The organism is Pseudomonas sp. P5_109, assembly GCF_034009455.1.
In the GTDB taxonomy this organism is placed as follows: Bacteria; Pseudomonadota; Gammaproteobacteria; order Pseudomonadales; family Pseudomonadaceae; genus Aquipseudomonas.
This window is the reverse complement of record NZ_CP125380.1, coordinates 2,190,074-2,209,712: the sequence shown is the minus strand read 5'-3', so window position 1 is coordinate 2,209,712 and position 19,639 is coordinate 2,190,074. Positions and strand designations below refer to the sequence as shown.

Annotated in this window: 17 protein-coding genes; 12 read left to right on the top strand and 5 right to left on the bottom strand. The window is 55.0% G+C overall.

Going from position 1 to position 19,639, the window contains the following annotated elements; genetic code table 11:
* The first annotated feature begins 10 nt into the window (after nt 1–10).
* The 5 genes from QMK54_RS09970 to QMK54_RS09950 all read left to right on the top strand — a co-directional run bounded on the left by QMK54_RS09970 (nt 11) and on the right by QMK54_RS09950 (nt 3,776).
* Nucleotides 11–874 carry a copper resistance protein B gene (locus tag QMK54_RS09970; protein WP_223588092.1) on the top strand — a complete coding sequence of 288 codons (864 nt, stop codon included), beginning with the start codon at nt 11–13 and terminating at the stop codon, nt 872–874.
* Between the two features lie 52 nt (nt 875–926).
* Complete coding sequence (gene copC / locus QMK54_RS09965) at nt 927–1,310, top strand: copper homeostasis periplasmic binding protein CopC (protein ID WP_320402431.1); 384 nt, start codon at nt 927–929, stop codon at nt 1,308–1,310.
* A 3-nt stretch (nt 1,311–1,313) separates the two neighbouring features.
* Nucleotides 1,314–2,237: a copper homeostasis membrane protein CopD gene (gene copD, locus QMK54_RS09960; protein WP_320402430.1), complete on the top strand. Its 924-nt coding sequence runs from the start codon at nt 1,314–1,316 to the stop codon at nt 2,235–2,237.
* Between the two features lie 91 nt (nt 2,238–2,328).
* On the top strand, nt 2,329–3,114 hold the full coding sequence (locus QMK54_RS09955) for a transporter substrate-binding domain-containing protein (protein WP_413787359.1): 786 nt from the start codon (nt 2,329–2,331) through the stop codon (nt 3,112–3,114).
* A 233-nt stretch (nt 3,115–3,347) separates the two neighbouring features.
* Nucleotides 3,348–3,776: a DUF2628 domain-containing protein gene (locus QMK54_RS09950; protein WP_320402429.1), complete on the top strand. Its 429-nt coding sequence runs from the start codon at nt 3,348–3,350 to the stop codon at nt 3,774–3,776.
* A gap of 54 nt (nt 3,777–3,830) precedes the next feature.
* Here QMK54_RS09950 and QMK54_RS09945 read toward each other — a convergent pair whose 3' ends face one another.
* The 3 genes from QMK54_RS09945 to QMK54_RS09935 all read right to left on the bottom strand — a co-directional run bounded on the left by QMK54_RS09945 (nt 3,831) and on the right by QMK54_RS09935 (nt 8,365).
* Entirely contained in the window at nt 3,831–4,052 is a 222-nt protein-coding gene (locus QMK54_RS09945) for a hypothetical protein (protein ID WP_110660628.1), read from the bottom strand.
* 154 nt (nt 4,053–4,206) lie between these two features.
* Nucleotides 4,207–7,824: a calcium-binding protein gene (locus QMK54_RS09940; RefSeq protein ID WP_320402428.1), complete on the bottom strand. Its 3,618-nt coding sequence runs from the start codon at nt 7,822–7,824 to the stop codon at nt 4,207–4,209.
* A 190-nt stretch (nt 7,825–8,014) separates the two neighbouring features.
* The gene (locus QMK54_RS09935; RefSeq protein ID WP_320402427.1) at nt 8,015–8,365 is read right to left on the bottom strand and encodes a DUF6124 family protein; all 351 of its coding nucleotides are present in this window, start codon (nt 8,363–8,365) and stop codon (nt 8,015–8,017) included.
* 431 nt (nt 8,366–8,796) lie between these two features.
* Here QMK54_RS09935 and dusA point away from each other — a divergent pair, with 431 nt between their 5' ends.
* A complete protein-coding gene (gene dusA, locus QMK54_RS09930) occupies nt 8,797–9,792 on the top strand; it encodes a tRNA dihydrouridine(20/20a) synthase DusA (protein ID WP_320402426.1) in 996 nt (331 codons plus the stop codon).
* Nucleotides 9,793–9,808: 16 nt separating this feature from the next.
* Here dusA and QMK54_RS09925 read toward each other — a convergent pair whose 3' ends face one another.
* The gene (locus tag QMK54_RS09925) at nt 9,809–10,642 is read right to left on the bottom strand and encodes an undecaprenyl-diphosphate phosphatase (protein WP_320402425.1); all 834 of its coding nucleotides are present in this window, start codon (nt 10,640–10,642) and stop codon (nt 9,809–9,811) included.
* Between the two features lie 523 nt (nt 10,643–11,165).
* Here QMK54_RS09925 and QMK54_RS09920 point away from each other — a divergent pair.
* The 4 genes from QMK54_RS09920 (at nt 11,166) to QMK54_RS09905 (ending at nt 15,149) form a co-directional block, all read left to right on the top strand.
* A complete protein-coding gene (locus QMK54_RS09920; protein ID WP_240628999.1) occupies nt 11,166–11,906 on the top strand; it encodes a winged helix-turn-helix domain-containing protein in 741 nt (246 codons plus the stop codon).
* Between the two features lie 29 nt (nt 11,907–11,935).
* Nucleotides 11,936–12,679: an EAL domain-containing protein gene (locus QMK54_RS09915; protein WP_320402424.1), complete on the top strand. Its 744-nt coding sequence runs from the start codon at nt 11,936–11,938 to the stop codon at nt 12,677–12,679.
* 34 nt (nt 12,680–12,713) lie between these two features.
* Nucleotides 12,714–13,394, top strand: a complete 681-nt coding sequence (locus tag QMK54_RS09910; RefSeq protein ID WP_320402423.1) for a winged helix-turn-helix domain-containing protein — start codon at nt 12,714–12,716, stop codon at nt 13,392–13,394.
* Between the two features lie 360 nt (nt 13,395–13,754).
* Nucleotides 13,755–15,149, top strand: coding sequence for an undecaprenyl-phosphate glucose phosphotransferase (locus QMK54_RS09905; RefSeq protein WP_320402422.1), 1,395 nt, complete (start codon nt 13,755–13,757; stop codon nt 15,147–15,149).
* Nucleotides 15,150–15,629: 480 nt separating this feature from the next.
* Here QMK54_RS09905 and rfaH read toward each other — a convergent pair whose 3' ends face one another.
* Complete coding sequence (gene rfaH / locus QMK54_RS09900) at nt 15,630–16,160, bottom strand: transcription/translation regulatory transformer protein RfaH (protein ID WP_320402903.1); 531 nt, start codon at nt 16,158–16,160, stop codon at nt 15,630–15,632.
* A gap of 639 nt (nt 16,161–16,799) precedes the next feature.
* Here rfaH and QMK54_RS09895 point away from each other — a divergent pair.
* Both QMK54_RS09895 and QMK54_RS09890 read left to right on the top strand, forming a co-directional pair.
* Nucleotides 16,800–17,240: a low molecular weight protein-tyrosine-phosphatase gene (locus QMK54_RS09895; protein ID WP_320402421.1), complete on the top strand. Its 441-nt coding sequence runs from the start codon at nt 16,800–16,802 to the stop codon at nt 17,238–17,240.
* A 37-nt stretch (nt 17,241–17,277) separates the two neighbouring features.
* Nucleotides 17,278–19,503, top strand: a complete 2,226-nt coding sequence (locus tag QMK54_RS09890) for a polysaccharide biosynthesis tyrosine autokinase (RefSeq protein ID WP_320402420.1) — start codon at nt 17,278–17,280, stop codon at nt 19,501–19,503.
* Nucleotides 19,504–19,639 lie beyond the last annotated feature (136 nt).

Here is a 19,639-nt window from a genome sequence, read left to right as displayed (position 1 = left end):
GGCGCACCCCATGATTCGATTCACCCCGTTTTTCTTAGCCCTCGCGACCTCGACGGCGATGGCCGCCAGCGATGACATGCAAGGCATGGATCACAGCCAGATGGACCACGGCCAGATGCAAGGCATGGACGAAGGCCAGATGCAGCCCGCCGCCCCCAGCGAAAGCCGCACGCCGATCCCGCTGCTGACCGATGCCGATCGCGCTGCGGTGTATGTCGATCCCGCCGGTCACCGCGTACATGACAGCACGCTCAATAGCTTTTTCCTCGCCGACAAACTCGAATGGCAAGACGCCGATGACGGCAGCACCCTGGCCTGGGATTTGTCCGGCTGGATCGGCGGTGACATTGATCGCCTGTGGCTGCGCTCCGAAGGCGAACGCAGCAACGGCGTGACCGAAGACGCGGAAATCCAGGCCTTGTGGGGCCACGCCATTTCCCCATGGTGGGACGTCGTCAGCGGCGTTCGCCAGGACTTCAAACCCGGAGCCCCGCAAACCTGGGCCGCGTTCGGCGTACAAGGCATGGCGCTGTACAACTTCGAGGCCGAAGCCACGGCCTTCATCGGCGAAGGCGGCCAGAGCGCCGTGCGGCTGGAGGGCGACTACGACATCCTGCTGACCAATCGGCTGATCCTGCAGCCGACCGTCGAACTCAACGCCTACGGCAAAAACGATGCGCAACGGGGCATCGGTTCGGGGCTGTCCAACACCGAAGCCGGCCTGCGCCTGCGCTACGAAATCCGCCGGGAATTCGCGCCCTACCTCGGCGTGACCTGGAACCGCACCTACGGCAACACCGCCGACTACGCCAACGACGAAGGCGAGGACCGCAGCGAAACCCGCCTGGTGCTCGGTGTCCGGCTGTGGTTCTGAACAGACTCACCTCAAACCAATAACAACCGCTTCAAGCGGTAAAGGACCGTGCATGCGCCTCATCAAACCCACCACTGCCGTCATCGTGCTGATCACTGGCCTGCTCATGAGCAGCCTCGCTCAAGCGCACCCCAAACTGCTCGCCTCCACCCCAACGGAAGGCGCGGAAGGTGCGCCTCCCGACAAGATCGAACTGCACTTTTCCGAAAACCTCGTCACCCAGTTTTCCGGGGCAAAACTGCTGATGACCGAAATGTCCGGCATGGTCCACGCCCCGATGCCGGTCAAGGCCAAAGTCGGCGGCGGCAGTGATCCGAAGACCATGTTCATCACTCCGACAGCGCCCTTGACTGCCGGCACCTACAAGGTCGAATGGCGCGCGGTGTCGTCGGACACCCACCCGATCACCGGCAACGTCACGTTCAAAGTGAAATGATCGATGAGCGACTCGGCCAACGTCGTGCTGCGGTTTGTGTTGTATGTGGATTTGATGCTGTTGTTTGGCGTGGCGCTGTTCGGGCTTTACAGTTTTAAAGGACAGGAAAGGCTATCCGGGAGGGTGTTGCCCTTGCGCCGATTGTTGACGGCAACAGCCGGCCTCGGCGCGCTGCTGTCCATCGCCGGCATGGTGCTGATGGTCCGCGCCATGAGCGGCGAATCAGACATAACCGAGCTGCGCCCTCACCTCGAGATGATGCTGTTCGAGACAGACGTCGGGATGGCCTGGGCCGTGCGGATGACTGCGTTAGCCGTCGCAGGTTTGGCGTTGATGTTTAACCCTCGCGCCCCCGGCATCAGCCTGGTGATCGCCGCCACTGCCGGCGGCATCGCCCTCGCCAGCCTGGCCTGGAGCGGGCATGGCGCCATGGACGAAGGCAGCCGTCGTTACTGGCACTTCACCGCAGACATCCTGCACTTGCTGGTGGCAGGCGCCTGGCTCGGCGCGTTGCTTGCGATTGGGTTGATGGCGCAAATCCGGGCGCTGCAAACCGAAGTGCACATTCGCTTGCTGGCCCGCGCCGTCAAGCGATTCGAACTTGTCGGTGCGCTGATCGTAGTGATCATCACCGTGACCGGGGTGGTGAACTACCTGTTCATCGTCGGGCCGCAGCTCGATGGCGTTCTACTCAGCCACTACGGAATGCTCCTGGCGATCAAAGTGCTGCTGTTTGCCGGGATGCTGGTGTTGGCGGCTTTGAACCGCTTTCAGCTTGGGCCCTTGCTGGAGCGGACATTGCGAGAGGGCCAACATCGCATGGCGGTCCATGCACTTCGGCGCAGTGTACTGGTGGAAATGGCCGCGGCGGTATTGATTGTGGCGGTGGTGGCGTGGCTGGGGACCTTGAGTCCGGAAGTGGAGTGAGCCGTTTCAGGGGGCGTTGATTTTTCACACCCATGAAAACTTCACTACACTGCCCCCTTCAAAACCACTCCAGCACAAAAGCCCGATACCAATGAAGAAAATCATAAGAGCAATGATGCTCGGCGGCTTGCTCGCACTCTCCCTTGGCGCCCAGGCAGAACCTTCGCATCTGGACAGCGTCATGCAACAGGGACAACTGCGCGTTTGCACCACCGGCGACTACAAGCCCTACACCTTCAAAGCTGAGGACGGCGAGCATTCCGGCATCGACATCGCCATGGCCCGCGCCCTGGCCGACAGCCTTGGCGTCAAGGTCGAGTGGGTGCCCACCACCTGGAAAACCCTGATGCCCGACATGCTCGCCGGCAAGTGCGACATCGCCATGGGCGGCATCTCGGTCACCCTGGAACGGCAGAAAAAAGCCTTCTTCAGCACCACCCTGGACGTCGATGGCAAAGTCCCCTTGGTGCGCTGCGAAGACCAGGCGCTGTACCAGACCCTCGAACAGATCAACCAGCCCTCGGTTCGCCTGGTCGAACCCGCCGGCGGCACCAACGAAGCGTTCGTCCACGCGTACCTGCCCCAGGCGCAATTGCAGCTGCGCGATAACCTGAGCATCTTCCAGGAACTGCTGGATAAAAAAGCTGATGTGATGATCACCGATGCGTCGGAGGCGTTGTATCAGCAGAAACTCAAACCGGGCCTGTGTGCCGTCAACCCGACGCACTACATGCAATACGGCGAAAAAGCCTACCTGCTTCCCCGCGACGACATCACCTGGAAGCTGTACGTCGATCAGTGGCTGCACCTTGCCAAAGTGACCGGCAATTACCAGAAGATTCTGCGGCAGTGGCTGGCGGTGCCTGAGGGCAAATAACGACGTGCCTGCCACTGGAATAGGTGACCGCCGTCAGGTCGTTTTCCCACAAGACCTGACGCGAGAACCGCATGCCAAGGCCCTTGGCCATACCTTGTTAATTCTCGTTACATGTTTGAAACTACTGTCGCACCGGTAGCAGGCCGGTCATTTGCAAGACGCGTTGACAAGCGCACCGAACGATCATTCGGTCGATGCCTCGACCGAGCAGAACCCTCAAAAAAGGACAGATAATGAGCAGCACGGATGAATTGCAAACCTACAACGTCAGTCCGAAATGGCAAGAACGTTTCGCTTTTTTTGATCAGTACGGCGGCCCCAAAAGCCCCGATTTCAAGTTGGGCTTCAAACAGTTGCCAGCGCGCAAGCGCCTCTTGATCAACCTGAACTTCATCGCGTTTTTTTTCGGGCCGATCTATTTTTTCGTACTTGGACTGTGGAAAAAGAACCTGGCGATCATCGCGATCATCGTTGCCCTATCCTTTGCCCTGGCATTGATTTTCACCCTGCTGGGTTATGAAGAAGCACCCAAGGCCTTCAACAGCGGCATGAACGTTGTCTTTGCACTCATGTACGGATTGAGCGCCAACTACGCCTACTACCTGAAACAGGTAAAAGGCTCGCAAGGCTGGAATCCTTTTGAAGGTTTGAGGCTCGTCTGAGTCTCGCCCAGATAGCAAAACGGTGGAAATCACTCCACCGTCTTGCGTCACCGATCAATCGTCGTGCAACAACCCCGAACCATACTCGCCAAAACTGTTGCCTAGCGCACTGCCGTGGAAATTCATCTTGCCGGCGTTGCTGTTGGTGGGCCCCGGGCCAAAGCCGGCGGGTTGTACCGAGTCGGCCGAATAATCGCGCTGAGTGCTTACACCCGAACAGGCGCTCAACAACAAAGCACCGGCAATCAGCGAGACTTTGACGAGGTTTACGATCATCTTTTTATTCCTGAGGGAGTGAGGCGCGGGGACATGACCTTTGGCTGTCATCCTATGCCTCGTCCGTGCCGGGCATCATGAAATGTTGCGCGGCGACAGCATCGGTTCAGGAACCCTGTGCGCCGGGGCTCCATAGAGCCCCGGCGATGCACCATCAGGCAATGATGTCCGTGTTAACGAGCGTCGCAACACCCACCAGGGAAATCTCGAACTCCGCCGCCGTGTCGGCATCGGTGCTGCCGAACAGGATGCCGCCAGCGAAGCGCACCTGCCCGGTCGCATTAGCGCTGAAGGCGTTCGCCCCGATAAAGCTGAAGGCATCATTGACGGCGGTGGCCACGTTGGCGTCCAGGGTCGACAGGTCGATTTTGTCGCCCTCGGCGGTTTTGAAATCCCCGATCACATCGCGCAATGTGCCCAGGCCCATTTCGCTCAAGGTGTCGAAGTCGAAACGGTCGGCTCCGATACCGCCAGTGAGCTGGTCAACCCCCGCCCCGCCGATCAGCAGGTCGTTACCGGCCCCCCCATTGAGCACATCATTGCCCGCGCCTCCGATGAGGGTGTTGGCGGTTGTATTGCCGGTCAGGGTGTCGTTGAAATTGCTGCCGGTCAGGTTTTCGAAGGCCAGCAGCGTATCGCTGCCTGAGCCACCGGTGGCCTGGGCAGTCGTTACAGCCAGACTGGCTACCACCGCACTCGCGGCAAAGGCATAAGACGCGGTGTCGACACCATCGCCGCCATTGAGGATGTTATTGCCGGCCCCGGCAAACAGCGTGTTGTTCAACGTATTGCCGGTACCGTTGGCGGCCGTTGTTGCCAGCAGGCGCAGGTTTTCCACGTTGGCGCCCAGCGTATACCCGGCCAGGGAACTGTAGACAGAATCCGTGCCGCCGGTGGCCGCGACCGCATTGGTTTCACTGACCACATCGGCGAGGTTATCGACAACATAAATGTCCGAGCCGTCGCCACCCGCCAGTGTGTCTACACCGGCACCGCCATCGAGGGTGTCATTGCCGGCACCGCCATTGAGGACATCATTGCCCGCGCCCCCACTGAGCGTATTGGCAGCCGCATTGCCGGTCAGGGTGTCGTTGAAGTTACTGCCGGTCAGGTTTTCGAAAGCCAGCAGCGTATCGCTGCCCGAGCCGCCAGTGGCCTGGGCGGTGCTGATAGCCAGACTGGCTACCACCGCACTCGCGGCAAAGGCATAGGACGCAGTGTCGATACCGTCGCCACCATTGAGGATGTTGTTGCCGGCCCCGGCAAACAGCGTGTTGTTCAAGGTATTGCCAGTGCCGTTGGCAGCGGTTGTGGCCATCAGGCGCAGGTTTTCAACGTTGGCGCCGAGGATATAGCCCGCCAGCGTGGTATAGACAGAATCCGTACCACCGGTAGCGGCAACCGCATTGCTTTCACTGACCACATCACCGACGTTATCGACAATGTAGATGTCCGAACCGTCACCACCGACCAGTGTGTCTACACCGGCGGCGCCATCAAGGGTGTCATTGCCGGCAGCGCCATTGAGGACATCGTTGCCCGCGCCGCCACTGAGGGTGTTGGCGGCGGCATTGCCGGTCAGGGTGTCATTGAGATTACTACCGGCCAGGTTTTCGAAGGCCAGCAGCGTATCGCTGCCTGAGCCGCCGGTGGCCTGGGCAGTAGTCACAGCCAGGCTGACCACCACCGCACTCGCGGCAAAGGCATAGGACGCGGTGTCGATACCGTCGCCGCCATTGAGGATGTTGTTGCCGGCCCCGGCAAAGATCGTGTTGTTCAAGGCATTGCCGGTACCGTTGGCGGCCGTGGTTGCCAGCAGGCGCAGGTTTTCCACGTTGGCGCCCAGAGTATAGGCGGCCAGGGAGCTGCTGACGGTATCCGTGCCACCAGTGGCAGCGACCGCATTGGTTTCACTGACCACATCACCGACATTATCGACAACGTAGGAGTCCGAACCATCACCACCGATCAGCGTGTCTGCGCCGGCACCGCCATTGAGGATGTCATTGCCCGCGCCCCCGTTGAGGGTGTTGGCGCCCGCATTGCCGGTCAGGACGTCGTTGAAGTTACTGCCGGTCAGGTTTTCGAAGGCCAGCAACGTATCGCTGCCGGAACCACCCGTGACCTGGGCGGTGGTGACAGCCAGGCTGACAGTCACCGCACTGGTGGCAAAGGCGTAGGACGCAGTATCGACGCCATCGCCGCCATTGAGAATATTGTTGCCGGCCCCGGCAAAGATCGTGTTGTTCAAGGCATTGCCGGTACCGTTGGCGGCCGTGGTTGCCAACAAGTGCAGGTTTTCCACGTTGGCGCCGAGGATGTTGGTCGCCAGGAGACTGTTGACCGTATCGATGCCACCGGTAGCCGCAATGGCATTGGTTTCGCTGACGACATCGAACAGGTTGTCGACGAAATAGGTGTCGGAGCCGTCGCCGCCGGTCATCCGGTCTGCGCCGCCCCCGCCGTTGAGGGTGTCGTTGCCAGCGTCGCCGTTGAGATGGTCGTTTGCACTGCCGCCGATAAGAGTGTCGTCACCCGCACCGGCATCGATGACCACGCTTCCGACACCCGCCCAGGTCAGCACGTTGGCCGCGGCATCGCCCGACAGGCCGGTCAGTTTGTTGCCGCTTGCATCGAATCGCTGGAGGTACGTGCCGAAACTTGCCCCGTCCTGGCCAATCGACTCCCAGACAACTACATAACCACCATCAGCCAGCGTGGTCATCCGCGAGATGACCTGGTCGCCCGCCACCGTCGTATTGACCCGGGTCTCCGCACCGACCGCAACGCCACTGGCATTGAAACGCTGAGTGAAAACGCCGGAGGCGTCACCTGGGCCGTTACCCACCCAAGTGACCACGTAGCCACCATCGAACATTGCCGAGACGTGAGCCTCTCCCTGAGAACCAGTGGTTGTGGTATTGACCCGGGTCTGGGCACCGATCTTGCCACCTGCGGAGTTATAGAGCTGGGAAAATACGTCTCTTTGTTCCACTCCGGTAACAGTATTAGGGTAAGACTCCCAGACGAGCAGGTAATTGCCGTTGGCCTGCACAGCAACCATATGCTCGGATTGGATTTCCGCAGAGGGTGTGTTGACCAGGGTTTCCACACCGACCTTGGCGCCAGCCGCGTTAAAGCGCTGGGTGAAGATGCCGTAGTCATCTCCCGGCCCACTCCCCTCCCACACCGCCAGGTAACCACCGTCGGGAACACCAAAAATCTGTGGAAAATCCTGAGGCCCCACGGTGGTGGTGTTGATGTGAACTTCCCCACCGACCTTCACCCCGCTGGCATTGAAGCGCTGCAGATAAGACCCGAAGTCGCCAGCGGTTTCCTCTGCCCCCCATGTCACCACATAACCACCGTCGGCCAGGGCGGTAATTTCAGGGGAATCGCGAGAGCCTGCCGTGGTTGTATTGACAACAGTTTCGCCACCGACCTTGGCCCCACTGGTGTTGTACTGCTGGGTAAAGATGCACTGCAGCCCCCCGGTATTGAGACCGGACCAGGTCACAACGTAACCGCCGTTCAACAACCCGACCACCGAAGGCTGACTCTGCTCGCCCGCAAGCGTGCTGTTGACCAGCGTCTCACCACCCACCTTGGCACCGCTGGCGTTATAGCGCTGGGTAAAGATTCCGGTGGCATCGCCAAGACCATTGCCATGCCAGGCGATGACAAAACCACCATCGATCAATCCATAGATATTCGGATCTTCCTGATCGCCTGCAGTAGTGGTGTTGATTAGAGTTTCACCAAAATTGGGCATGGCATACTCCTGCTGCGAAGGGACGAGGTGGGACGGGGAGAATTTGTCAGATGAGATTAGATGGGTGCCATCAAAACGCTAGCTCGTCTGTCGGACGTGTAGCCGTTTTATAGGCGATTCGGGGAGACGGATCACCAAAGGTGAAGGCTTCCATGCCCCCACCAGTGAAGTGCAGCAATTCAACTAGTCGTCAAACACCACAAGACGGATCAACGTTATCCAGCGCCCGATTCACCAACAACTCCCCCACCACCGCCAACTGCTGAATCGACAGCGCCAGACTGCGTGGCGAGCCTTCGAGCTTGCAGGCCAGATCGGTGGTGAGGACGTTCAGCGACGCGAGGGTTTCGCAGGCGTGGCACAGCAAAGTTTCGGTGTCGACGTCGGGGAGGATGGTAAAGACGTGACAGATGGGGTCAGCGTGATTGGGGTTGCGCAGGCGTTTACTGACGATGCGATGACTGGCTTCGGATAGCTGGGCGAGATCGAGAGAATCAGTTGCGGTTGAAGCAACCGGAGGATCAGGCGTGATTTTTTTCATGGTTGTCGTTCCTAGAATTGAATGAAGGAACTGCCAGCATCACTTCCACATGATGGGGTGGCAGCTGTGCGCAGGTGTGGAAGACCGGGGATCTAGGAACCCGGCGCACCCGAAAGTGCCCCGCGCACAGCCGCCATAATTTAACAGCAGACATGAAAAAAGCGCCTGCTTAAATTTTGGTGGCGCCTGTGCGCCTAGATCCTGTTAAGGGCTTCCACACCCTTGTCGCTGAACTGGCAGCGACGGGAAGAGGCTATCGGGACGATCTGCCGGGGACAATATGGGCGATGGGGACGCGTGTTGAGTGAAAGCTCCTACATTTTCTTACGACTTTAAACAGAGCTGATTGCCGGTATTCGGACTCCCGAGCCCCGTCATCCCAATCCTGATAAACTCCCCCTCCTCCCAGCCTCACCGATTCCAGATTCCCAATGTCCGCAGCCAACGCTACACCCGCCCCGCTCTCCCGCCGTTTTTCCGTCGCGCCGATGATGGATTGGACCGACCGCCACTGCCGCTTTTTCCTGCGCTTGCTGTCGAAAAACGCCCTGCTCTACACCGAAATGGTCACCACCGGTGCCCTGCTCAATGGTGATCACGAGCGTTTCCTGCGCCACAACGAGGCCGAGCATCCGTTGGCGTTGCAGCTTGGCGGCAGTGTGCCGCTGGACCTGGCTGCGTGCGCGCGCATGGCGCAGGAGCATGGTTACGACGAGGTGAACCTGAATGTCGGCTGCCCGAGTGATCGGGTGCAGAACAATATGATCGGCGCGTGCCTGATGGGGCATCCGCAATTGGTGGCCGATTGTGTGAAGGCGATGCGTGATGCGGTGTCGATTCCGGTGACGGTCAAGCATCGGATCGGGATCAATGGGCGGGACAGTTACGAGGAGTTGTGTGATTTCGTCGGCACGGTGCGGGATGCCGGCTGCACCAGTTTTACCGTGCATGCGCGGATTGCGATTCTGGAGGGGTTGTCGCCGAAGGAGAACCGCGACATTCCGCCCCTGCGTTATGACGTGGCGGCGCGGTTGAAGGCTGATTTTCCGGAGCTGGAGATCATTCTCAACGGCGGGATCAAGACGCTGGAGGCCTGCCACGAGCATTTGCAGACCTTCGACGGCGTGATGCTTGGCCGCGAGGCGTATCACAATCCTTATGTGATGGCCGAGGTGGATCAACAGCTGTTTGGCAGCACGGCACCGGTGATCAGCCGCGCCGAGGCGCTGGCGCAGTTGCGGCCTTATATTGCCGCGCATATCGATGCCGGTGGTTCGATGCATCACATCACGCGACATGTGTTGGGGCTGGGCACCGGGTTCCCGGGGGCGCGCAAGTTTCGGCAGTTGTTGTCGGTGGATATCCACAAGGCCAAGGAGCCCTTGGCCTTGCTGGATCAGGCAGCGCAGTTGCTTGAAGGGCGTTAAGCGCTGCAGCAAACATTCAAAGCGCTGCCGCTTCAGTCCAGTTGATCCAACCGAATCCCCATGTGGCCAGGATCAGCAAACCAAATGCAATTCGATACCAGGCGAATGCAGCGTAACTGTGGTTGGCGATGAATTTCAGCAAACCACGTACCGCGATCATGGCGAAGATGAACGCGGTCACGAAGCCCAGGGCAAACACCGGCAGATCGCTGGCCTGGAATAGATCCCGGTACTTATACCCGGAATAAACGGCGGCGCCGACCATGGTTGGCATGGCCAGAAAAAATGAAAACTCGGTTGCCGCCTTGCGCGACAGCCCAAACAACAGCCCCCCGATAATGGTCGATCCTGAGCGTGAAGTGCCGGGTATCATGGCCAGGCATTGCGCGAAACCGACCTTAAGGGCGTCGCTCCAGCGCATATCGTCAACATGGTCGACATACACTACATGTTCCCGTTTTTCGGCCCACAACATGATGATGCCGCCCACCACTAATGCCACTGCCACAGTGATCGGATTAAACAGATACTCATGGATCTTATCGGCGAACAATGCCCCCAAGACCACTGCCGGAAGAAAACCGATTAATAGATTCAAGGTGAAACGTTGTGCATTGCGTTGGGTCGGTAAGCCGGTAACGATATCGAGAATCTTGCGACGGAACTCCCAGACAACCGCCAGGATCGCGCCCAATTGAATGATGATGTTAAAGGCCATGGCTCGCTCGCCGCCGAAGCTGAGCAAGTCCGCGACAACTATCTGGTGCCCCGTACTTGATATAGGCAAAAATTCCGTCAGACCTTCGACCATCCCTAAAATCAACACTGATATGGTTGTCCAAAGATCCATCAATCCCCCCTCACCAACAAATACCAATGCGTCGACCCCGCTCTAATTCAACGCCAACACGAAAGTAAAGCGCATTAGGCCGATTAATAAAACCCAATGTTATGAAATGTCCATGACCGATACCACCAACACGAACGTTATACAACAGTTAATATTGGATAGTGCTGAGCCAAACAAAAGCAATAACTCGCATTTAAAACTACAAAGCCCTACAGCCTCATGACACCCAATCAAAAAAATCAAGTAGCGCGAACTTTAGCGACATGCACGGTCGTATTGATGCGAAAACGCGGGACCCTGAGGCAATAGATGGCATAGCGCCATGACCTGCCAGCCCACGAGATTGCCATAGACCACCAGACATCTCGAACCACAAGCGAGCAAACGATCACGTCAGAATGACCGGCAATGTTAAAAAAACGTAACGAGCGCTTGAAAAAACGGTGAAATGTTACCAATTGTCAGTCACAAACAAGAATGAGTGCTTTAACATTCAAATGCCAGCACCCATCCGAGTCAAAGCATGATGCTTACAGGGAAAATAACGACTACAGGCCACAGCGACGCGAAGGAGGAGACAGGTATTCTCACCATTGGGCGAACCCATACGCTAGCTGAGGGCTTTAGGGAATTAGTCGCAAGCCACGTAGGCAAGGATATTGCCGTCGATGCACTGTGCTATAGCAACTCATTCAAAAGAAACAACGATCCTGGTTCATACCGTGCAATTTTTATCGTAATCGACAGCCCTCAAGCGTTTGTTGAAAGCCTCACCGTCGTAGAAAATGTTCGCGCCGAAAATCTGGCGTCAATAATTTTTGTAGCCATCACCGGTAGAGGCACTTACAACAAGATGAAATATTATTTTGCCGGGGCCGACTACTGTATTAATTGCGACACTTTTGCAGACGAAAACACTGACCTACTGTCCGAGTTTTTTGACAGTCCCGAATGGCAAAAAAAGCATAATTTGTTTTTGGACCCCACTCGCATGTGCCTTATTGGCGACTATAAAAAACTGGATGTATCGTTTGCAGAAATGAAAATTCTTGAGGCTTTTTCTCAAACAAAAAACCAAATCTTGAGCCATGATGAAATCGCCAGGATCATGGGGCTGAATATAAATTTTTATGATCCAAGAGCCTTGGAAAAGTCGATCAGTCGCCTTCGCGGAAAAATAAAAGGCATATATGGCATCAACGCCATTCAAAGTATTCGTGGGCATGGATATCGTTTAATCAGGGGTCTGATCTCGACAACCTGATTCTTAGTGTAGAAGGGAGTTTCTGTATTATGAACGCAACAGGGAGCGTGCGACTCTACGGTCACGCAGAGCATTACCTGTCTCGACAATTGATCCTCACTCGGGATGACTGCCCGTTTGGCAGCGAGATCAGAATACATTTTGACGACTCCGCTTCCGCGCCCTCCGCGCCAGAGGCGCATCAGATGAGTGGGATCTACAGTGAAGTACTGATGCAAACCAGGCTGATTGCATTTTCGCTGAAAGATCACAACACCACTAACGGAAGTAAATACTTAAGCCGTAGATTTGTTTGCGTAAGACAGTCAGATCTTGCCAACTCTGCGCTCACAGAAGAGCTGATACAGTCCGGCGATGCTCTGCGCGAATATGGCCAGACACTGGTTATCGCGCTCAATGAACTCCCCCTCTCCGCAGTCAGCTTCGTAGAAAAAAAGAAAATCCTTCGCAACGTATATCTATTGAAAGACCATGGCGTAGAAATCGCGTTTGACGACTACAACATCGACAATCAAAGTATCGAAATCCTTACAACCCTGGATTTATTCGACTATATAAAAATTTCTATTTCCTCTCTAGACTTGAGCCTCAAGCTCAGTGGCAATCCAGAGTTATTCAATCGTCTCCACGAGCGTATGACCATGCTCACTCATAACACAAAAGTCGCTTTTATAGCAGACAGAGTCGAGCACGCTGCCAGTCATATACTGGCACGTGCGCTGCCCTTTGATTACTTCCAAGGGAGTTATTACTCCCCTGCCGACAACCTTTGAATCAACACCCAGACGTGCAACTCAGGAGAGAGCCATGGATAGCAGCACAAACCTCCCTAGAAAATACTTTGTCGTGGTTACTCACAACCCTGCACTAGAACTGGAGCTTGAGGCATTACTGTCCAGCAAGCGATATAACAGTTGCGGTACATCACAGGCAAAGATGTTTTTTGAAGGCGTTGCCCCACCCACTTCTGCCCCAAGGTTGATGGAGTTTATTTCCCCGCAGGTGGCCAAAATGGTTCCTCCGGTTATCAAGCATGATACTCAGCGCACCCTTTCGACATTCAAGTCCGAATGGCAAGTTGCCCAATCCGTAACGAAATTTACTCACTTCACATCAACTGCGGACAACGCCAGAGATGACACCAGGGAATACGTCTCCCAGACGGCCAAACCGCACACCCCACTGACTGAAACCTGGCGACTGAGCGATGGCGGCGGCGCGTTGACCAAGGATGGCGTGGAGATTGTCTTGACTGGCCTGGAGGCCACGCTGCTGAAAAAAATGCTGCACCATGAGGATCGCGTGGTCAGCAAGGAGGACCTTATCCGTAGCATTGGCAGAGAACCTGAACATTATCGGGGCCTCGAAATGTGTCTAAGCCGATTACAGGAAAAGTTTAAAAACGCTAGTAACGGCGAACGCCTCTTTCGTGCAGTAAGAAATCGTGGGTACTGCGTGATACAAAAAATCGTACGCGTAAAAATCTAGTCTAAGCCATTCAAATGTTCGCCGCGGCAGTGCAATACAACAATAAAAAGCACGCCATTTTATCTACCCGTATCTCCTTCACCACCCGCCCCTCTATAAAGCCGTGTTAACAAAGTTGAATCCAGACTATTTCTAACGCGCTTCTCGCCCAGACATATCAACAAGATATACAACCCACCCGTTAAAAGTCGTCAGACAGTGCTCGCGCTAATAAATTAATCTATCCATTGATGACGGCGCCGCCCTTTTTGGCGCTTCGTTCGTCAATGCAACGCCATCTAATATGAACAATAACTCTTACTGCATTGATTTTGGCTCTTGTCTGTCGAAACGCGAATGGACGTATTTTGGGGATATCGTATGGTTAACAATCTTCGTATCAATCGAAATACCACCCTCAAAGGATTGACCTTCTGGGGACAGTGGGCGCTTGGCCTAGGCTTTGTTGTTGCCCTATTATTGGTATTGGTTTATTACAAGACGGGGACGGTTGAGTTCTATTATCGAGTCTGTGCAACTCTTACTGTACTAGCATCGGTTCCAGCTTATTCCTGGTGCGGCGTTTATGCAAAGAAGGGCAATTACCTGGAGGGCCTGGTAAGACTTCTCATGGGTTGGTCAATGACACTGGCAGCGCTGGCTATTGTCGCCTTCCTCTGCAAGGCCAACGAACTGTTTTCTCGTCAAATCATTCTGGTATGGGCTATCTGCAGCTACATCGGGCAGGCGCTGTTGTACGTCCCGCTGCATGGTTTTTCGAAGTACTACCAACGGGCACTTCAGATTGAGCGCAGAACGCTGATTGTGGGTACTGGCGAGCTGGCGCTGGGGCTGGCTAATAAGCTTCGTACCCTCCATCACTTCCCATTGGTAGGCCTGGTAAGTTCCGACACCACTCCTTTGCTGGAGGCAGGTGCGCCACCGGTCGTAGGCCCGCAAGAGGAACTGCTCGAACTGATCAAGACCCATGACATCCGACGCCTGTACATCACGCTACCGCTGAGCGAAGCGGCACAAATCGAAGAAATGTATGTCGACTTGCTGGATGCCAACGTCGATGTTGTCTGGGTCCCGGACTTGAATAGCCTGACGCTGCTCAATCACTCGGTCAGTGATGTGGATGGCATGCCGGCAATCCATTTGATTGAATGCCCGCTGAGCAGCCAACCCACTGCCGCGCTGAGTAAAAGCCTGTTCGATAAAAGCGTGGCTCTGATGGCCATTGTCGCTCTAAGCCCGTTACTGCTGATCATTGGCCTGGCCGTCAAATTCACATCCCAGGGTCCGGTATTTTTCAAACAGGACCGCCACGGCTGGAACGGGAAGGTTATCAAGGTCTGGAAGTTTCGCTCGATGCGCGTGCACGACGATCATGAGGTCAAGCAAGCCAGTCGTAACGACTCGCGGATTACCCCGGTCGGGCGCTTTATCCGTCGCACTTCCATCGATGAGTTGCCGCAGTTGTTCAATGTCTTGCAAGGTCATATGGCGCTGGTCGGGCCACGCCCCCATGCCGTTGCGCACAATGACTACTACTCCGGCAAGATTCTCGCCTACATGGCGCGCCACCGAATCAAACCGGGGATCACGGGGCTGGCTCAAATCAACGGTTGCCGCGGCGAGACCGACACCATCGACAAGATGCAGAAGCGCGTCGAGATCGACCTTAAGTACATCAATAACTGGTCGTTGTGGCTGGATGTGAAAATCCTGATGAAGACGCCGTTCACCTTGCTGTCGAAAGACATTTATTGAGGGAGCACCTGCAGGCTAACCAGGAGAAGCAAGCCATTTGCGTACTGCGTTAGCCTCGTCACTCGTGGCTGGATCTTTCACCAGCCACGCCTGCAACTGCAGCGACAGGTTGTTCTGCTGTCGACTTTCCTGGCGATGTTCATCGCCAACTTCTTTTAAACCTCCGCTCGATACCGTACAGCCTGCTGAGCAGATTCAGGGCAATATCGGCATGCGCGGACTTATCATCAGGCAAGCGCAACGGCGGTAGTTGACCGCAAAAAAGTGGATATCGGGCAATCACGTGACGGCATAAATCTGTTCGCGAGCCGGAACGCCAGCTACGCCATAAAGATGCGGTCCTGACTGGGACCGCTACCTTCCAGGCGCTGCGAAAAAAGCTTAATGCCTACTGAGGGGGGAGCGAAGACGGGAGCAACTAATTTTGTTGCCAGAATGGTATCTGCTCGTTGATTGGCGGGCCGGGACCAACGCGCCGTGTCAATGCTTACTGATATTAACCAGGGGGATGCTGATTCTTTGCTCACGCTGCAGCAGCGTCATCAGGAGCAACACACGCTGCTCTCCCTCCATCGCCAGGAAGATCGCTTCCACATCGACAAAAGGCCCTTCATTGATACGTACCCGCTCGCCACAGGCAAACCGAGCCTCCACAGGGGCTCCGCTATCATGCTCATAAAGTCGGGCGATCAATTCATCACCTACGGGCAGCGGCTTGCCGCCAAAACTGACAATTCGCAATACACCGCGTGTAGAACGCAAAGGCGCCCAGCTCTCACCTGAGCCGAGCTGGATAAACAGATAACCTGGAAACAGCGATTCGCGCACAGTCCTCATGCGCCCCTGTAAATCACGCTCGCGCTGGTGTGTAGGGCGAAAACAGGTGTATCCCTGGTTAATCAGATTGATCTCTGCACGCTCGTCCTGGCTCGCCTTGCACTGAACCAAATACCATGCACTAGCGGTGAGACTCTCAGGCAAGGTCGCTTGAACAGCCGAAGCACTATGGATGGACACAATCAGCCCCTTCTGCGCCAATGCGGTCAAGTAGCTCCATGGATTTACCCCCGACCTTGCGACGGACTTCTCCCAAGGCTGGAAGCGCACCTGAAAAACGGAGTTGGACGATCATGAAAACCTGGCCCTTAAAACAACGCGAAACTTATTGGCAATAAACGAATGCCAGGGAAAGCTTTACCCAAGGCGATCGCCTACGCTTATCATCAAACTACACCTCACGGTATTTAACATAGCCAAACACTGAACAATACAAAAAAGTCGAAAAAGTTATAATTCGTCCGATAACACCAAGAAATGTTATTTAACGTGTTATTTAATATCGGGCTTTATATCTGGATATTTTTTTTACTGCATGGCATTCATTAGTGCGTGGCATTTAATGGTTGATGTTGCCGTGGGTTGCCAGTTATGATTTTTAGCGTAGCAACCCTAAAGCACGCTCCAAGTCCAGATTCCAGCAGACCCGAGTCTTCGCAGTGAAAAGTTTCACCCAGTACGGCAATTCCTCACGGAAAGAGGCACACACCCAATAGCTGCAAGCCGTCACAAAAGTGCCATTGAAGAAAAACAGAATTTCAGTCTTTCCAATTGCACCATCACCGCAAGTGTGGAATTTCCAGGGAGGTTGCCTTGTTTAACAAGATTCTCATCGTTTGCATTGGCAACATTTGCCGAAGCCCTACTGCAGAACATTTGTTGCGAGATGCACTGGGCCGGTCCGACATCGAAGTCAGCTCCGCGGGTCTTGGCGCGCTACAAGACCACCCTATAGAGCCAACCGCCCGGGTCGTACTGGAAGAGCATGGCCATCTGCCAAATGAGCACAAAGCCAATCAACTGACCCCCGCCACCATCAGCGAATCGGATCTGATCCTGGTGATGGAGCAGTCCCACATAGACCGTGTTCTCAAGATCGCGCCTGAAGCGCGAGGAAAGGTCTTCTTGCTGGGCAAGTGGCAGGACAACCGCGAAATCAGCGACCCCTACCGTCAAGGCAAACCTGCTTTTGTGCATGCATACGCGTTGATTGAAGAAGCAGTAACCGCCTGGGCACGGCGTCTCGCACGCTAAACCATTCCCCGAATACCTGTTAAAAAAGAACTCACTTATGCAGCAAACTCCAGCATTAACCTCACATGACGATGATGATATCGACTTGATGGGCCTACTCGGGACACTGGTCGATCATAAATGGTTGATTGCCGGGATCACTGTTGCCTCCATGGCCGTTGGCACGGCGTATGCCGTGTTGGCCAATCCTGTTTACCAGGCAACGGCCTTGATACAGGTGGAGGCAAAAAAAAATGACTTACTTGGCTTCTCCGACATCAACAGCATGTTGGGTAAAGAGTCACCTTCAACCACAGAAATTGAATTAATCAAATCGCGTGCCATCATCGGCAAGGTTGTCGACAATCTGTCGCTCGATATCACTGTCGAGCCGAACCGTTTTCCTATGATTGGCGACTTTATTGCTCGCCGGTTCAAGCCAGACGCTGTTAATACGGTCGCGGCGCCCTTGTTTGGCATGAACAGTTTTGCCTGGGGTGGCGAAACCCTGAAAATATTTCAGCTCGAGCTCCCACAAGAGCTTCTGAGTAAGACGCTCACGTTGGTCACCGGTGAAAACGATCACTTTACGTTGCTGGATGAAGACGACAATGTTCTGGTCCAAAGCCAAGTGGGCCAAGCCTATGACAAAGACGGCATTAAACTGCAGGTCGAAGTGTTGCAGGCGAATCCTGGTACAACGTTCAACATCGTGCGTGACCCACGCCTGACCAGTATTTTGAAGTACCAAAAGGTACTTGATGTCTCGGAGCGCGGTAAAGAATCCGGCATGATCGGACTGGCTCTTGAAAGCGAGGAACCGGCTGAAGCCATTCAAATCCTCAATGAAATCGCCAATCTCTATGTGCGGCAGAATGTCGAGCGGACATCGGCCGAAGCCGCTCAAAGCCTGGAGTTTCTAAAAGATCAACTGCCTCAGGTCCGCAAAGACCTGGAAAAAGCCGAAAACGCCCTGAACAAGTATCAAATTCGCAGTAAATCCATCGATATCAGCCTGGAAGCCAAAGCCATTCTCGACCAGATCGTGGCGCTGGATACCAGCATCTCCGAATTGAAATTGCAACAAGCGGAAATGGATCGCAAGTTTACCCGTCAGCATCCCGCCTATCGGGCCTTGCTCAGCCAATTAGGCGAGCTGACAGCCAAGCAGAATGGCTTGGCCAAAAAAGTCGAAGGCCTGCCTTCAACACAGCAAGAACTGCTTAGCCTCACCCGCGATGTAAAAGTTAGTACCGAAATTTATACCCAGCTCCTGAACAAATCCCAGGAGCTGGATGTAATGCGTGCCGGCACCGTGGGCAACGTGCGCTTGATCGATACCGCCGATGTGGATTTGCTTAAGCCGGTTAAACCCAAGAAACCCCTGATTGTTCTCATCGCCACCATGCTCGGGGCTTTCCTGGCAATTGCAGTGGTGCTTTTTCGCAAAGCCCTTAACCGCGGCGTGGAAAATCCGGATCAAATTGAACAACTGGGGTTGCCGGTGTATGCATCCATTCCTTTCAGCACGCTGCAAAAAACTGAAGAAAGCAAAACCCTCCGAAGTGGCCGAGGCCGCGCTAACAACGCCACCCCCATACTGGCCAGCAGTCACCCCACAGACCTGGCCATAGAAGGATTGCGCAGCCTGCGCACCAGTCTGCACTTCGCCATGCTCGAAGCCAGCAATAATCGCCTGATGATCTCCGGCCCGAGCCCTAAGGTTGGTAAAACATTCGTTTCTGCCAACCTCGCGGCAGTCATCGCTCAGACCGGCCAGCGTGTATTGCTGATCGACGTGGATATGCGCAAAGGCTATTTGCATAAAGTATTCGGAACCCCCGCTGAAAACGGGCTTTCAGATTTACTCGTCAAGCGCTGTGACCTGGCAACCGCGATCAATAAAACTGAATTCGAGCACCTTGACGTAATTGGCCGCGGACAAATACCGCCCAACCCTTCAGAACTGCTAATGCACGCGAACTTCAGTGACTTTCTGGACCAAGTCAGCGCCCAGTACGACCTGGTGATTCTGGATACCCCGCCGTTGCTCGCAGTGACGGATGCGGCGATTGTCGGCCGCCAGTCGGGCACCAGTCTGATTGTGACGCGCTTTGCACTAAACCCTGTTCGTGAAATTGAATTAACCATGCGTCGTTTTGCACAAAATGGCGTTGATTTGAAAGGGGCCATTTTCAATGGCGTTGAAAAACGCGCCTCGGCCAAATATGGCTATGCCGATTATGGTTATTACAACTACGAATATAAATCAGATAACGTTTAGTTAACTAACCGCTGCCGATACCACGCTACCGTCGAGCAGAAGTGCATGGCGGTAGCCATATCAACTCCACCTTGCTACCTGCAGCTGAAAAAAGATGCAGACACATTAATAAATAATGACGCTTTCAGGGACTGGC